We start from the raw sequence: 16,288 nt of genomic DNA on the forward strand, positions 1-16,288 counted from the left end.
AGTTAGATCTTGATTAGTTATTGTCTTTTTGTTGATTGTCTTCTGCGTCATAATCTTTAGGTTTTTTTCCAAACATAGAGAAATGCACATAACGTTTAGGATTCAGTTTGAAATCCTGTAACAATTCCTCAAGTTGTTTAGACGCCCCTTCTAAATTATCATAAAGGCCTTCTTCCTTAAACAATTTGCCCAATGTACCTTCACCTTGGTCAACAGAGGCTAATAAACTATTTATATTACCTAAAGTCTGTTCTAAATTATTTACTGTTTGAGTTAAATTCGCATTTGCCAAAGAATCTGCAATGGCGTCAAATTTTCCTGAAGCCGAATTAAGGTTTCCTAGTGTACCTTGTAGTTGCGCATCTGTACTCTTAATGAACTTATTTAAAGAATATGAAGTTGCTTGAAACGAACTCATAGTTACCTCTAAACCAGCAATACCAGCCTTTATATTATTTTTGGTTGTATCATCAAAAACATCATTAATATTCATTAAAAGACTATCAGCACTTACCATAGCTGACTCTATTTTTTCTTGTAATGGAGTCAACTGTTGGTTAACCAAATCACTCAAACCTGGCTTTACAGCTCCTTCCAAACTATCACCATTTTCAGCTATTTCGGCATCGTCAAATGCTGGAACAATAGCTATAGCCTTACCTCCTATCAAACCATTTTCGTAAAGCTCTGCTTTACTGTTTTTAGAAAACTGGAAATCAGTATCTACAAGGAGACTTACTTTTAATTTTCCTGAGCCATCATCAGCAAATGAAATATCTAATACCTTACCTACGTTGAGACCATTAATGGTTACAGGGGTAGATTTCCCTATACCTTCAACATTATCATAATAAGTATAATATGTACTATCGTTATTAAGTAGATTTTTCCCCTTTAGAAAGCTAAATCCGAATATAAAAAAAATGATGCCCGTGATAACAAGAATGGCTGTTTTGACTTCTCTGGTTAGTTTCAAAGCAAAGTTATTTTGTTAACAAACAAAATTAGAAATAAAATTAGAAAGAATGAATCTATTTAGAAGATGATTTCAAAGCCTCATCCAAACTGACAGCTTTTCCATCTTTAAAAGCCACTACAAAACAAGTATCGTACCCTTTCTTCTTGGCTTGTTCGTGCATTTGTTTTATTTGATTATAATCTGATGTGTATCCATAATAATATTTATAAAGACCATCAACCTTTTCTCTAGACATATGTTTAAGTCCCTTAAAGTTATATGGTTTTGGATCAAGCATTTTTGAACTGGCAGCAATCTGCACTTTAAATACTACATTATTATATATCTCAGGCAATCCACTATTAGGAAGCTCATCGTCCTCAATCATGTTTGCATAGACTTCCTCACCCATATTCTGATCCAAAACTTTTTTATAGCTCAAAATTGCATTCTCTATGGAATTTGCCATTTTTTGCTGTCCACTCCAAGAATTAAGGAACACTCCCTCCTTTTTATAAGTTAAAAAACCTAATTCAATCAAAACACTTGGCATATAAGTATTATGAAGCACCCAAAACCCCGCTTGCTTTACCCCTCTAGAGTTGCGCTTCAAGTTGGTAGTGAAATTTTTCTCTATATAACTTGCCAATTCAATACTTTGGTCAAGATACTCTTCTTGCATCAATGTTAGGCCTATGAGTGATTGCGGAGAATTAGGATCAAACCCATCATAATGCTTTTCGTAATCTTTCTCTAAAAAGATAACCTCGTTCTCTTTCTTTGCTACCTCAAAATTCTTACTGTTAGCATGCAGCCCAAGTACAAAAGTTTCTGTACCGTGTGCACTAGAGTTGTGCGAGTTACAATGTATTGAAACAAACAAATCGGCATCTGCTTTATTTGCTATAGCAGCCCGTTCACGAAGTTCTATAAACACATCTGTTTCCCTTGTATAGATAACCTTTATATCCTTGTTTTTTTCTAGCGCTTTTCCTACAGCTAAAACAACCTTTAGAGCAATATCTTTTTCTTTAAAACCATTGCCCAAATTCCCGGGATCATTCCCTCCATGGCCAGCGTCTAAAACCACAACAAATTTTTCTGAATTTGCTTGGGAAAAAACTGAACTAACAGGAATTGAGACAAGTAGAACTAATAGGGCTATAGGTGTATAAATTAGTTTAGGTATCATAGGCAATATAACTGCAATTGAGGGTATTTAGTATAAATTCTATTTTTTCGTTAAAAAGGATTGGCGACAAAAAAATATATGTAATTTTGGCTTTTTCAAAAACCGAGCCATACTTTTACAAAAATACACTTAAAAGCATTGCGTACAAACTACTTTCAAATACTTTTTGCTGTAAGTTTTACAGTGTTTATCAACACTTTCGGCTTTGCTCAAGAATTACCTTCCAAAGGTGGTGAGGTAAAACCCCGACAAGAAAAAGATAGCCTAAACCTAAACGTAAGTGACCTCGCCGAAATTTCTACGAATGAAAGAGACCAAGATTCTACCGTTCAAGATAGCGTAAAGCCCAAGAAAGGCTTTTTAACAGATATTGTAAATTACAGCGCATCTGACTACACTTCTTTTAACCGAAAGGAACAAAAACTATATCTTTATAACGAAGCTCAAATCCAATATCAGGATATGGACATTAAGTCAGGTGTTATCGTTATTGATTATAACAAAAAAGAAGTTTATGCCGGTAGAATAAAGGATTCTTTAGGGGAATACTCCCAAGCACCTGTATTTACTCAAGGAAGTAACGTAGTTGAGCCAGATTCCATCCGTTTTAATTACGAAACCAAGAAAGCCATTATTTTCAATTCACAAACCGAACAAAACGATTTTCACATTACTGCCCCCATAACCAAAAAAGAAAACGACTCAGTAATTTTTATGAGTAAAGCGAGGTTCACAACCTCAAAAACGCCTGAAGACCCCGAGTATTATTTTCAGACAAATAAAATCAAGTTCGTTCCTAAAAAGAAAATTGTAGTAGGACCAACAAACATGGTTATTGCCAACGTACCAACTCCAGTGGGAATCCCATTTGGTTTTTTCCCTTTAACAGACAAACAAACCTCTGGGGTAATTATCCCAACTTTTGGGGAGCAAAATTCAAGAGGCTACTTTTTACAAAATGGAGGATATTATTTTGCCGTTAGTGATTATTTTGATTTTGCTACTCTTGGAGATTATTATACCAATGGAAGCTATGGCCTTAGATTGGAGAGTAATTATGCAAAACGATACAGATACAGAGGGAACTTAAGCTTTAGGTATGAAAACTTGATCGATAGCGAACGTGGTTTTCCAGATTACAGCAAGAGTACTATTTATAACATAAGGTGGTCACACAATCAAGATGCCAAAGCGAATCCAAGTTCGAGACTCTCTGCATCGGTTAACTTTGGTAGTAGTAAGTATTACCAAACCTCTATTAACCAAACTAATGCTCCTAACTTCTTGAATAATACAATGCAGTCTACAGTCTCCTACAACAAGAGCTTTCAAGGTGAACCTCAAGTAAACTTTGCTGTTACTGCTAGCCACCAACAAAATACCAATACAGAAGATATAAACATGACACTTCCTTCAGTTCAAGGTAGTGTAAGCAATATGTTTCCGTTTGCTCCAAAAAATGGAATAAAAAAGGGGATTATTCAAAACATTAGGTTTCAATATAACCTTAAAGCCGATAACCGCATTGAAACAACCGATTCATTATTCTTTAAAAAACAAATGTTTGACGACGCTCGTGCCGGAATACAACACAACATTCCTATAAGCACCAACTTTAAAGTCTTTAAACACTTCAGTGTAACTGCTGGCACAAACTTTCAAGAAAATTGGGTTTTTAAAACTACCAAAGAATACTACGAACAAGAAATTGATAGTATTGTTAGGGAAGATGTTAAAGGCTTTGACTCCTACAGAACATACAACTTCAATACTAGCGTAGGTACGACCATTTATGGTATGTTCCCTTTTAAGACTAAAGACAATAACCCGAAGATTCAGGCTATTCGCCATGTAATGCGTCCATCAGTGAGCTATAACATTAATCCTTCGTTTGATGAATATTACGATTCTTATGAAGTTATTGATGCTGATGGCACCACAATTAAAGAAGAATATACCCGTTTCCAGAACTCAATATTTGGCACTCCAAACAGAACCTATTCAAGCGCAATTGGATTAGGTCTTTCTAATAACATTGAAGCCAAGATAAGGGACAAGGACAGTACGGCTACCGAGGCTAAAAAAACTACCTTACTTAATAACCTAAATTTCTCAACTTCATACAACTTAGCCGCCGATTCTCTACGTTGGAGCTCATTAAGGATGACAGGGGGTACCCAAATATTGGACAATAAAATGAGTATTAACTTTAATGCTACAATGGATCCTTATGCTTTGGACAATAACAATAAACGTATTGACAAATTCAATATTGATAATGGGGGTAGCTTGTTTCGCTTAACTCAAGCTAATATCACAATGAACTACACTCTTTCAAGTGACTTATTCAAGGAAAGCGACGAGGATAAACGTGGTATAGATGAAAACGTACGAAGTGGTGGACGAGATGATAATTTATTTGGAGTTTCCCAAGACTATTCAGATCACCGCACCTTTGGTGATGATGAAGACGAGGAGGAAGAACCTACCGAATTATATAAGTCGAAAATACCTTGGTCGCTCAGGTTAGCCTATGCCGTGAATTATGCAAATTCAACAAGACAAAATGAAATTTCATCACACTCATTAATGTTCTCTGGTGATATTGAATTATCTCCAAGATGGACAGTTGGCGCGTCGTCTGGTTACGATTTTAAAAACAAAGGATTCACCTATACACAATTACGATTTGAACGTGACTTATTAAGTTGGCGTATGAACTTTAGCTGGGTACCATTTAGTTCGAGAAAATCGTGGTATTTCTTTATTGGGATTAAATCCAGCATGTTAAAAGATATTAAATACGATAAGCGCCGTCAACCAGATCAACGTTTGTAATAATATATTCTATTAAAACCTGTTGTATATCATGAAAACTATCATCAATACTACCAACGCCCCTGCTCCTATTGGGCCTTATAATCAAGCCGTACTTGTAGGCAATATGCTTTACACTTCTGGACAAATTGCTATAAATCCAACAAGCGGTAATCTGGTACAAGATGACATTCAAACCGAAACAAAACAGGTTATGGAGAATCTTAAAGCCGTTTTGACTGAAGCTGGGATGACTTTTGAAAACGTTATCAAGTCAACAATTTTCATTAGCGATATGAATAACTTCTCAAAAATAAATGAGGTTTATGCTACCTATTTTAATGAAGCTACTGCCCCTGCCCGTGAGACAGTAGAGGTGGCCAACCTACCAAAATTTGTCAATGTAGAAATAAGTGTTATAGCTGTTAAAGGATAATATTTTTCCCTTTAGATTTAGGCAAATCTTCTCATTTAGAGTTAATACTTATTTATTTTCACTGAATAAATAAGACTGCTGAAGACATTCAAAATGAATTATTCAAAGCTTTTGTTTAACTCGTTTGTTTTTTGGATATTAACATGTAGTCTCAACACTTTATGGAAAATACATTTTCAACAAACGAAGCCATTGGTATAGAACTCACAAAAGCCTTGCAACTAGAATATAAAGCAGCTCTTGTACTTTTAAGTTCCTCCACAAATGAGAATCTTCACAATGTAGTACATGAAGTTAGAAAATGTTTTAAAAAGATTAGGGCTCTATTACGCCTAATCCGATATGTGTTTCCTGAGTATAAGTCTTATAATAGAAGTTTTAGGGATTTTGGTAGAACATTTGCTCAAATTAGAGATGCCTCTGCCATGATTGAAGCAATCGACCTTTTGTATCTTGAACAAAATAATAAACTAAGTAAAGAAACATTCGACGCGTTTCGAGAGTCTCTTATTACTTTTCGGAAACAATTTGAAGATACATATTTCAAACATCTTGGTATAGTAAAAACACTAGACAGTTATGCTTTGGAGTGCTCAACTAAACTAAATGTGTTGCAAATACAAAACCTATCGTTCCAGTCAGTTTTACTTGGTGTAAAAAAAGTTTATAGCCGTGGCAGGGAAGCCTATAAACTTTGTAAGCATATAAAAAGTACTGAAAACTTTCACAATTGGAGAAAACGCGTTAAGTATCTAGGATATCAATTTCGATTTTTAAATCCAATTTGGCCAGGCTTTTTAACTCTCTGGGAAAATGAATTACATAAACTCTCAGATCTTTTGGGACATGATAGAGATTTATATTTAATAACCATTTTCATGATTGAAAGCAATCACGCATTAGATTTTGAACATGTATCCGAACTGACTAACCTTATAAAAGATCTTCGTAAAAAAATGCAAGACGAAAGCCTTATTTTAGGAAAGAGGCTCTACCACTTAAAATCTAACGATTTTGTTTCCCTTATAAATTCCTCACAAAACAATTTTTAATAATGAAAATAAAATACACATACATTAATATCTACAAGAATTAGGACATTCTTTTATCCCCTAACCGTTACTTTTGTCTCAGCTTAAAAAACACGCTAATAATCAATATGTTAATTTATTATTAACTAACATCTAAACCTCTTCTAGCACCGTATCTATATTAAAATGAATTGCCCAAATGATTTTAATTTTTATCGCGATGTCGAAATATTATTTTCATACGTGGTAAGTCAAAAGTTCTTTAAAAATCCTTTGTAATCCTTAGAGTTGCTTTATGTAGATTATTTGAATACTATCATCGAATTAGTGTCTTAATCCATTTGGGATTGGTGAAAAATTCCATATATTAAAAAAGCAAAAATAGTGTATTTGGTTCAAGCCCTTCTTGAATCTTCACCCAAGATACACCCTTAGCAAAGTTTTTTTACAATACTTAGTTTATTCGTAAAATGTTTCCCTTATGGGAAATCTCAAGCATATGTATAATCTTAAAACAAATATTGATATGAAAGCATTTATCACTTTAAAAAACCAAATCGATGATGGATCTGCAAAGACCATCACTTCAAACCTAACCGAATTTTCTTCAATCAGCAATGTAAAAGTTGACAAAACTAAATCGGCAATATCTTTCAACTACGGAAATGCAGACGAAGCATTAGACATGAAACGTAAATTAACTGCTTTAGGATTTAGTCTTGCTGAAGGAGCTTTATCACTTATTGGAAATAAAAAGAGTTCAGATAGGTTCAGATCAAGAAAAGCTGTGATTCAATGAAGAATATCATAAGTTCCTTTTGATTGCAAATTCAAAAGGAACTTATTATTTTGAATTCCCTATTAGAGTTTAGAGCCTCATTTAAGTCCAGTTGCTATTCCTACTTTATTTGTTATTTGTATTTTTAAGTTCATCAAAATAACACATATACTCGATGGATTACTATTTCAGCACGATAATTAAAACTAAAAACTTTCAAGATGCTATAAATGCCGTAACCGAAGCTTTAAAAGAAGAAGGTTTTGGGGTATTAAGCACAATTGATGTACAATCCACTCTTAAACAAAAAATTGATGTAGATTTCAAGCCCTATGTCATTTTGGGTGCCTGTAATCCCCACTTTGCATATAAAGCCCTATCTGAAGAAGATAAAATTGGAGTAATGCTACCATGTAATGTTATTGTTGAAACTCATGATAATGGCAATATAGAAGTTTCTGCAGTTAATCCTTTGGCATCCATGAGCGCTGTTAGCAACCAAAATTTAGGCACCATAGCTACCGACGTCAAGGATAAACTCCAACGAGTAATCAACTCCCTCTACTAAAACAAGTTTTTAGCTGAATTCTTCCTTAAAAAACGGAACGTAATATTCGACTTACTTGCACTTAGAATAAAAGCTTAACTAAATTTCCTACTCCACGTTTATTTAGTAATTTTACATGCTTTTAAAATCACATAATATGTCAGTAGCAAAAAAAGAGTACAAACGCATCACTGTAAAAACCCTTGTTGACATGAAGGCACATGGTGAAAAAATCTCCATGTTAACCGCATACGACTATACCATGGCAAAGATTGTTGATGGTGCCGGTGTAGACGTAATACTTGTTGGCGATTCGGCTAGTAACGTTATGGCTGGTCACGAAACGACCTTACCTATTACATTAGATCAGATGATTTACCATGCTTCTTCTGTAATCCGTGCGGTAGACCGTGCTCTTGTTGTTGTTGACCTTCCTTTTGGAAGTTATCAGAGTGACCCTAAAGAAGCGTTGCGCTCTGCAATTAGAATTATGAAGGAAAGCGGTGGACATGCTGTAAAACTTGAAGGCGGGAAGGAAATCAAAGATTCTATTAAGCGTATTCTAAATGCCGGTATTCCTGTAATGGGGCATTTGGGGTTAACACCACAATCTATTTATAAATTTGGTACTTATACTGTTCGTGCAAAGGAAGAAGAAGAAGCTAAAAAACTAAAGCAAGATGCCTTAATGCTAGAAAAAGCGGGTTGCTTTGCAATTGTGCTTGAAAAAATCCCTGCTAAGCTCGCCCAGGAAGTTGCAGAAAGTGTTAGTATTCCGGTAATAGGTATTGGTGCTGGTGCTGGTGTTGACGGACAGGTTTTGGTATTACATGACATGATTGGTATGACCCATGAGTTCAATCCACGTTTCCTAAGACGCTACATGAACCTTTATGATGAGATGACCGGTGCTATTTCACAATATGTAACCGACGTTAAAAGTCACGACTTCCCTAACGACCAAGAACAGTACTAAAACGCTTAGTTTTGATGGGCAAAGTCATTTCGACACCTACTAATCTACAGGTTCTTTACGAAGACAATCACATTATTGTAATCAATAAACGTGCTGGCGATATAGTTCAAGGTGATAAAACCGGTGACATTCCCTTAAGTGAAGTTGTTAAGGCATATATCAAAAAAAAAGACAACAAGCCTGGAAATGTTTACTTAGGTGTTGTGCATCGTTTGGATAGACCAACCACAGGGATTGTTCTATTTGCCAAAACCAGCAAGGCATTACCTAGACTGAATAAACTATTTGCTGAAAAGAAAACCAATAAGACCTATTGGGCTATTGTAAAACAAAGACCTCCAAAAGAAACAGACACCTTGGTTAACTGGCTTAAAAAGAACCCTAAAAACAATAAAGCTTCTGTTTACAGCCAAGAAGTAAAAGATGGAAAAAAAGCCATATTACATTATGAGCTTATAAGATCTTTAACCAACTACCATTTATTGCAAGTAAATCTCGAAACTGGAAGACACCACCAAATCAGAGCACAGCTAGCGGCTATTGGATGTCCCATCAAAGGCGATTTAAAATATGGTTTTGACAGAAGTAACAAAGACGGTAGCATCCATTTACATTCAAGGTATCTTGAATTTATTCATCCCGTAAAAAAGGAATTATTACAATTTACCGCTCCCCTACCAAAAGATCCTATTTGGGATGCTTGTATAAATAAATGACAAATAAAAAGCCCTTATATCAAGGACTTTTTTATTTTCTAATTCAAGGTTTCTTCCAACCATTTAAAGAACTCTTTCTGCCAAATAATTCCATTTTGAGCTGATAAAATCCAGTGGTTTTCTTCTGGAAAGAACAACAACTTACTCTTTATCCCTCTAAGTTGAGCGGCTTGGAAAGCTTCCAATCCCTGCCCGATTGGCACCCTAAAATCAATCCCACCTTGAATAATCATTATAGGTGTATCCCATTTATCCACATAATTAACCGGATTGTAATCGGTATAAGCTCTAGGAGTTGGGGATTTCCAATATGGACCATCTAAATCCTTATTCACAAAAAACATTTCTTCTGTTGTTCCATACATACTTCGGGTATTAAAAATGCCATCATGGGCTATAAACGATTTAAACCGTTTATTATGATGTCCTGCCAAATAAAAAACCGAATAACCGCCATAACTGGCCCCTATACATCCTAAACGTGATTTATCCACATAAGATTCTTTAGCAACATTATCGATTGCAGAAAGATAATCCTGAATATTCTGTCCGCCCCAATTCCCACTAATTTGCTCATTCCATGCTACCCCATGACCAGGCATACCGCGACGATTAGGAGCAACAACTATATATCCGTTAGCCGCCATCAACTGGAAATTCCATCTAAAGGAGTAAAACTGACTCAAAGGAGATTGTGGGCCTCCCTGGCAATACAATAATGTTGGATATTTTTTGGAGGGGTCAAAGTTTGGAGGGTAAATTACCCAAGTTACCATTTGCTTTCCATCAGTTGTTGAAACCATTCGCTTTTCAACCTTACTCAATTTAATCTGCTTGTAAGCTTCATCATTAACATGGGTAAGCTGTTGCATATCTCCATTACGAAGATTAACCTTATAAATTTCAGAAGCATGATTCATATCGGTTCGGGTTACTACCATTGTTTTTCCAGACTGCCCAACAATTCCAGTTACATCCCACTGACCATTGGTTAATTGAGACACCTTTGGATTTCCTTTTTTAGCAACATCCACAACAAAAAGCTGCTGAGTTCCTTTTGTCGGAGCTACAAAATAAATGTGCTTAGCATCATTGCTCCACAAAAACCCACTAACTGTTCCATCCCAATTTTTAGTAAGGTTGGTTTTTTCTCCATTTCTCCAAACGATAATATCGTTTTTGTCAGACTCATAGCCTGGTTCGTCCATTTGAAGCCATGCCAATGATCCATCAATTGCTACTGCAGGTTGGGTATCGTACCCCAAATTCCCTTCACTAAGATTTGTAGTTATTTTAGTATTTACATCATATTGGTAAATATCAGTGTTAGTACTAACAGCATATTGGGTACCATATTCCTTTTTGCATACATAAAATACCTTAGTACCATCCTTACTCCACACATAATCTTCGGCTCCTCCAAAAGGCTCTGTAGGTGTAGAAAAAGGTTCCTCTTCCATTATATCTCTCAGTTCAGCTGATGGTTTTTTTATATCTTTTAGAAACAAATGATTAAACTCCCCATCTTCCCAGGTATCCCAATGCCTATAATTCAAATTGTCATAAATAAGTATGTTCGACTTCTTCATATTGGGATAGAAATCCGTTCCGGAAACCTTTTTAACTTTTACAGGTTTTGAAACAAGCTCATATGCTCCAGAAGTATTTATTTTTGTGTTGGTATAGATATCATCATATCCATTTATTTCTTTTACTGCTCCCCCAGAAATTGGAATAACATATAACTTTGATGACGAAGAATTACTATCCACATTATAAGTCGTGATTTTATAAATTACGCTCTCTCCATCATTGGTCAATCCTATGGGAGATAGGCGTTCCAGATTCCATAAAAGCTCTGGTGTCATAACCTGTGAATTGGCTTGAACACATAAAATAACTGCAAAGGTTATAAAAAGTAACTTTTTCATTGTGAATTAGGTATTATTTTATTCTTTCAAAGATAAGTTATAAACTACAAAATTTACTAAACGAATACAAAATGAAAAAGCACCCTAATAGGATGCTTTCAGTTACGATTGAAGCGTTTTATTCTCTTAAACGAATCCACTTTGATTGTTTCCCTTTTGTAATTAGTACTTTGTGAATTTCATCAAGTCCATCGCTATTATTGTACTTAAACTTATAGGTATACGATTCAAAAGTCCACCCCAAATACTTAACCGCAATACGGTTTCTTATTTTTGATGGAATTTTGATTCCTTTGAACTCTCCCTTGGCAGAAGTTAAGTTTCCTTCGCTATCATAACTTGCATCAATTCTTCCATAAGAATTTGAAAAACTTGCCTGATACTTAGCTGGTTCTTTAGAGTTGAACCCCTCCACTATGGCGACATCAAAATCTTTTACTTCACCATATAAATCGATAACTCTATTGGAAATACCTTCATTTGCTTTAGAAGAGAAAAAGAATGGCTTTCCACTTTTTGATGTTTCTATTTTAGAAGTAGTCAAAACCACACCTTCATCAAGATTCAATGCTAAATCCTGATTGTTTTGAGCAGTTCCCATATAACTTGACAAAATAAAAGCTGAAATTAAAACTATTGTTTTCATGACTATTTGGATTAATTAAACTGTAATTTATAAGGTTTAAATCACCTCTATTACAAAGGTCATGATATTAGAAACAAACAGATTTCCCCTAAAGTTCAAATAGTTTAGAATAAAGGTCAGCTTAAATAAATAGACTAAGCCTTAGTTTGGTGAGCTACTCTATATTGATTTGGTGGAAGATTAAAATGGTCTTTAAATAGTGTAATGAAGTGAGAAGGGTTCTTAAAACCACTTTCATAACATATTTCGTTGATGTTGAGTTCTGAACCTAAAAGCAGTGTTTGGGCATAATTCAATCGTTGATTGGCCAACCATTTACCCGGAGTGGTATTAAACTCTTCTTTAAAGTTTCTTTTAAATGAGGACAAGCTTTTTCCACAGAGCGCAGCAAACTCTTCCATATTGAGGTCATACCTGAAATTCTGCAACATTATGGATTTAATATCCTCCTTTGTCTTGTTTTTTAAAGAGCATAAAAACCGAGTTAGTGATTTGTTTTTGGGGTTCAACATAATATTGAAAAACAACTCTCTGAATTTTAATTCAACCAACTCTTGTGGAGCTTGACCTGTCTTTAAATACTCGAATATACTTTTAATTAAGGCTTCAAAAGAAGCATCTACATCCACTTTAAAAATCGAATCCCATTTACTTTCTGAACTTGAATCACATTGTAGTTTGGGATTTTCCTTTAAAAAAAAAGAAATAAAATCATCGTTAACAAAGAACAGCATCACACAGTATTCTACCTCAAAGTATTGTTTTGTTGTATAAACCCCTTTAGGAATAAAGAGTGCATCACCTGCCGTAATTTCATAGGTTTCATTAGCTGTTATCCAATCCTTTCTTCCGTTTATTACATAGGTAATTAAATGTGAAGCACTCCAAAGCTTAAACTTCTCAACATCCAAAGGGCACTTGTATTCTACAAAAAGATAATCATCTCCAACCAACTTATTATAGGCTGGATTCTCTTTAAAATATTTGTAAACATCTACAATCATTTCTACCCTTAATGTGATATATTAAAGTTACGGAAATAAACAATTGTCTATAGGCTTAAGAATTGTGTTGAAAACTAAATGTATAGTTATCTCACAGTTAAAAATGATTTTGGTTAAATAGTCTATGATTATTAATTCTGCATTTGTTTTAAGTTGTTGATTGAGTTAGCTCTTATCTCAAACTATAAGCAACAAACTGAAAACCTTATCGGACTTTAAGAATACTCCTTATATATTATCTTATAATTTTTATTGCTGATATGCTCCAGAAGAATATGTTAGCTCATAACTGTGAGTATAAATTTCAAATACAATTCCAAACGGATCTTCAACGTAAACCATTTTATAAGGTTTTTCATTAGGGTAGTATTCTCGAATTGGCATTCTCTGCTTTCCTCCTGCCTCAATTATTTTTTTAGTCAGATTTTCTATATCTGGGTCTTGTATACAGAAGTGAAAAAGTCCTGTATTAAAGGGGTTAAATTCAGGAGCTTCTTTTATTCCTTGTGGAAAAGAAAACAATTCGATTCCAATTCCATCAGAAGTTGACAAATGGGCAATTTCAAACACCTCCCAACTCTCTCCAAATACATCTATGCACATTTGCCCAATTGCCGTTTCTTTTTCTTTTTTCACAGTTGATGGGGTCATTAATACATACCATCCCATAACGTTTTCATAAAAATCAACAGCTTTATTAATATCTGGTACAGTTATTCCAATATGTGAAAAGGATTTTGGATATTTTATATCTTTCATCTCTTGTGTATTTTTAATTGTATAAAACTGCCACAGGCAGTATAAACTTGTAATAATTACTCCTTTTCAAAAGGGTAAATTACTTTCCAATCCTTTGCCATGTCAACCATGGACCACCCTTTTTCATTGGCTTCATCAAGCCCTTTATCAAAACCTCCAACATGCGATTTTCTATCATAAGCCCATTCCCTTACTGAATCGGTATGGTGCACATAAAGTTTAAAGCTTTTAAGTTTATTGGCATCAGCCCAACGTAACATCTGCAAGTCTCCATCAGAATTCCCCACTGAAAAAACTGGCTTTCTTCCAATGTACCTGTTAATTCCCACTGGCTTTCCCTCCTTGTCGTCTATTAAATCAATTTCAGCCAATCTCTTTAAAACTGGGCTGCCATCGTTATAATCGTATTCTGTTTTAATACTACTGCCTACCACTTGATCTTTTGGAATTCCATAAACTTCCTCTACCCATGGTCGCATAAATTCAATTCCCCCTCCAGAGACTATAAAGATTTTAAAATCATTATTCCTTAAATATTGCAACAACTCTAACATGGGTTGAAACACCAAGTCTGTAAACAATTTATCTTTTGATGGATGCTTTGCTGTGGCAATCCAATTTTTGACAATAGATTCAAATTCATCGGTTGTATTTCCTGCATGAGTTTCCATCATAATCTGCACGAGTCCTTTTTCCCCCTGTTTCAACAATTCCTCCATATTATTTTCTAAGACAGCCTTGAAGGGTTGTTGATTCTTCCATTCGGGACGGTCATCAGCCAAATCCTTTACTCTATCTAATGCAAAAAACAATTGAAAATAGATGGGTTGTTCACTCCATAAAGTTCCATCGTTATCGAAAGTTGCAATTCGACTGCTTACCGGAATGAAATTAACGCTTTTAGGATTTGTTACATCCTCAACATATTCTGTAATAGCCTTTTTAACAGCACCATCATTCCAAGATGATAGCGGATCTACAACCTCCACCACTTCATCAACCTCTAAAACAGTATCAGTATTTTCTTTGTTTCCTGAATTACAGGAAACCAACCCCAGAAACATTAAGAAAACAATGTAATTGTGAACTGATTTTTTCATAATAGTTTATTTTTAGTTTCGAATATTCCAACCAGAGCTAAACGCAATGTACCAACCAAAATCGTTGTTAAACCTACCAAGTCCGCTCCTATACTAAATTTAAATATAGGATCTATTATCATATTGCTCGAACAATACATATAGCTACCTTCTCTTATTTCCTATACATCTATGAACCCTACAATGATAATTTGTAGAATAGATGACCGTTCTATGTGCACTTAATTTTTCTCAATAAACACCAAAACTAAAAGCAATCCGATAGCACCAAACTGTTCAATTATTATTTTCTGAATTAGTATAAAACCATGAAAGTCGATTGACAAATTACCTATATCCAACATCTCATCAAATGTCTTCAATAGTAAACGGTATTCTACATTCAAAACAATAAATATGAATCTAAACAGATAAAGAAACTATTATCTCATAGGCTTTACCGGATAAGATTTCATGAGCTTACCAACCTTTTTAGGAATGGTTTTCTCTCTTTTCTCTGGTTTTTCCTGAATTACAGAGGTAATCACTCCCTGCCAAATGAGTTTTTTTTGAGAGGTATCATACAAATCCACAACAAAAGTTCCTTCGTTATAATCATTTTCATAATAATTAGTAGTGGCTGTAGCCATCCCTGGTCCCATCCCCCAACCCCATCGGCCTCTATACCCCATGGTTCCATTAAAATCGGTGTAAGCTGTTGTACTTGTTTTTTTATTAATGACTATATAAAGTGTAATGGTGGCATCGGCAATGGAATTAGCGCCTACCAATGTCATGCCCCTTGAAGAGAATTCGGACTGAAGCGCATCTGTAATTCTTTTTTTATCAAAATCGTTTAGAATTTTGTCACTGTTATTTTCCCAACCGGCAAATGCGTAGGTTTTATATTTAGAAAAATCAGTAGTCTTATCAAAATCACTTTTCACCTGTGCAAACCCAAAAGTTCCGATTAGCAATGCCAGTAATACTAATAGCCTTTTTTTTAAAATTGTTTTCATTATAAAAAGTATTTAAGGTATGTCATATTGAATTATTATAAGTATTCAAATTCAAAAATGTGTTTAAACTGCGTAGGTAAGATATGGGTAGAAAAAGGTGATAGCTCTGATTAAATTTTAAAACGATAATTCATTTGGCATTTTTCTCATTCTAAAATACGAAAACTTTTATAGGCACAAACAATAATACTGACAAAACCAACACACAATCAACTCATCTACAACTCAATAAACATAAACCGACATACATATCAAAACACAAAAATTAGTAAATCAGCACTACTCAGTAATAAAAAAATTCATCAAGAAAAAATATATAACAACAATAATGACTACGACTTTTCATACAAGTTAAATCTACTATCTGTGGGCATAAAACAAATCATTTCAGCATATAGC

Annotated in this window: 15 protein-coding genes; 7 read left to right on the plus strand and 8 right to left on the minus strand. The window is 34.5% G+C overall.

Features of this window, described 5'->3' with window-relative positions; all coding sequences use genetic code 11:
* Positions 1 to 13: 13 nt before the first annotated feature.
* Entirely contained in the window at positions 14 to 976 is a 963-nt protein-coding gene (locus PWU04_RS08375; protein WP_274475576.1) for an MlaD family protein, read from the minus strand.
* 55 nt (positions 977 to 1,031) lie between these two features.
* On the minus strand, positions 1,032 to 2,150 hold the full coding sequence (locus PWU04_RS08380; RefSeq protein ID WP_274475577.1) for an N-acetylmuramoyl-L-alanine amidase family protein: 1,119 nt from the start codon (positions 2,148 to 2,150) through the stop codon (positions 1,032 to 1,034).
* A 138-nt stretch (positions 2,151 to 2,288) separates the two neighbouring features.
* On the opposite strand from PWU04_RS08380, the gene PWU04_RS08385 reads away from it, so the two are divergent.
* From PWU04_RS08385 to PWU04_RS08415, 7 genes are all read left to right on the plus strand, one after another.
* Positions 2,289 to 4,988, plus strand: coding sequence for a putative LPS assembly protein LptD (locus PWU04_RS08385; RefSeq protein WP_274475578.1), 2,700 nt, complete (start codon positions 2,289 to 2,291; stop codon positions 4,986 to 4,988).
* Positions 4,989 to 5,019: 31 nt separating this feature from the next.
* A complete protein-coding gene (locus PWU04_RS08390) occupies positions 5,020 to 5,403 on the plus strand; it encodes a RidA family protein (RefSeq protein ID WP_274475579.1) in 384 nt (127 codons plus the stop codon).
* A gap of 161 nt (positions 5,404 to 5,564) precedes the next feature.
* Positions 5,565 to 6,455, plus strand: coding sequence for a CHAD domain-containing protein (locus PWU04_RS08395; RefSeq protein ID WP_274475580.1), 891 nt, complete (start codon positions 5,565 to 5,567; stop codon positions 6,453 to 6,455).
* 460 nt (positions 6,456 to 6,915) lie between these two features.
* Positions 6,916 to 7,233, plus strand: coding sequence for a hypothetical protein (locus PWU04_RS08400; RefSeq protein ID WP_274475581.1), 318 nt, complete (start codon positions 6,916 to 6,918; stop codon positions 7,231 to 7,233).
* Positions 7,234 to 7,387: 154 nt separating this feature from the next.
* Positions 7,388 to 7,780, plus strand: coding sequence for a DUF302 domain-containing protein (locus tag PWU04_RS08405; RefSeq protein WP_274475582.1), 393 nt, complete (start codon positions 7,388 to 7,390; stop codon positions 7,778 to 7,780).
* Positions 7,781 to 7,916: 136 nt separating this feature from the next.
* Entirely contained in the window at positions 7,917 to 8,735 is an 819-nt protein-coding gene (gene panB, locus PWU04_RS08410) for a 3-methyl-2-oxobutanoate hydroxymethyltransferase (RefSeq protein ID WP_274475584.1), read from the plus strand.
* 14 nt (positions 8,736 to 8,749) lie between these two features.
* Entirely contained in the window at positions 8,750 to 9,451 is a 702-nt protein-coding gene (locus tag PWU04_RS08415; RefSeq protein ID WP_274475586.1) for an RluA family pseudouridine synthase, read from the plus strand.
* A 38-nt stretch (positions 9,452 to 9,489) separates the two neighbouring features.
* Here the strand turns inward: PWU04_RS08415 and PWU04_RS08420 are convergent, their stop codons facing one another.
* The 6 genes from PWU04_RS08420 to PWU04_RS08445 form a co-directional block, all read right to left on the minus strand.
* Complete coding sequence (locus PWU04_RS08420) at positions 9,490 to 11,382, minus strand: S9 family peptidase (protein WP_274475587.1); 1,893 nt, start codon at positions 11,380 to 11,382, stop codon at positions 9,490 to 9,492.
* A 118-nt stretch (positions 11,383 to 11,500) separates the two neighbouring features.
* On the minus strand, positions 11,501 to 12,028 hold the full coding sequence (locus tag PWU04_RS08425) for a hypothetical protein (protein WP_274475589.1): 528 nt from the start codon (positions 12,026 to 12,028) through the stop codon (positions 11,501 to 11,503).
* 134 nt (positions 12,029 to 12,162) lie between these two features.
* Positions 12,163 to 13,032 carry an AraC family transcriptional regulator gene (locus tag PWU04_RS08430; RefSeq protein ID WP_274475591.1) on the minus strand — a complete coding sequence of 290 codons (870 nt, stop codon included), beginning with the start codon at positions 13,030 to 13,032 and terminating at the stop codon, positions 12,163 to 12,165.
* 249 nt (positions 13,033 to 13,281) lie between these two features.
* Positions 13,282 to 13,791, minus strand: a complete 510-nt coding sequence (locus tag PWU04_RS08435; RefSeq protein WP_274475593.1) for a lactoylglutathione lyase family protein — start codon at positions 13,789 to 13,791, stop codon at positions 13,282 to 13,284.
* A 56-nt stretch (positions 13,792 to 13,847) separates the two neighbouring features.
* On the minus strand, positions 13,848 to 14,891 hold the full coding sequence (locus PWU04_RS08440; RefSeq protein WP_274475594.1) for an HAD family hydrolase: 1,044 nt from the start codon (positions 14,889 to 14,891) through the stop codon (positions 13,848 to 13,850).
* Positions 14,892 to 15,313: 422 nt separating this feature from the next.
* The gene (locus tag PWU04_RS08445) at positions 15,314 to 15,889 is read right to left on the minus strand and encodes a DUF4136 domain-containing protein (RefSeq protein ID WP_274475596.1); all 576 of its coding nucleotides are present in this window, start codon (positions 15,887 to 15,889) and stop codon (positions 15,314 to 15,316) included.
* Positions 15,890 to 16,288 lie beyond the last annotated feature (399 nt).

The sequence above is a fragment of the Mangrovimonas aestuarii genome (assembly GCF_028767185.1).
GTDB classification, from domain to species: domain Bacteria; phylum Bacteroidota; class Bacteroidia; order Flavobacteriales; family Flavobacteriaceae; genus Mangrovimonas_B; species Mangrovimonas_B aestuarii.